Raw genomic sequence first — 248 nt, 5'->3', positions numbered from 1 at the left:
GTTACTTCTGGGCGCTCTCGCGCGATGACAGACCGTGGGCCGGACCTGACCCACCTTGCGTGGTCTATGCCTATGCACCGGGCCGTGGGGCCGTTCATGGCTTGCGCTTGCTCGAGGGCTATCGCGGGCAACCGGAGCTGGCGCCGGCGCAGCCTCCCGCTCGATCTTCACAAGCTGGCGCCTCAGATGCGACCAGCAGAAGGCGAGCGTCCCGGACAGGGCGTCCGCACGCGACTCTCGGGTCATGG

The 248-nt window shown here is 68.1% G+C and carries 1 pseudogene; it reads left to right on the top strand.

Annotated features, from left to right (window positions below):
- Positions 1-128: pseudogene (locus FNJ47_RS54255) on the top strand (IS66 family transposase); the annotation flags it as partial.
- Positions 129-248 lie beyond the last annotated feature (120 nt).

The organism is Bradyrhizobium uaiense (assembly GCF_010811875.1).
Classification (GTDB): domain Bacteria; phylum Pseudomonadota; class Alphaproteobacteria; order Rhizobiales; family Xanthobacteraceae; genus Bradyrhizobium; species Bradyrhizobium uaiense.
The sequence above is the reverse complement of the archived record's forward strand: the minus strand, read 5'-3'. Positions and strand labels throughout refer to the sequence as shown.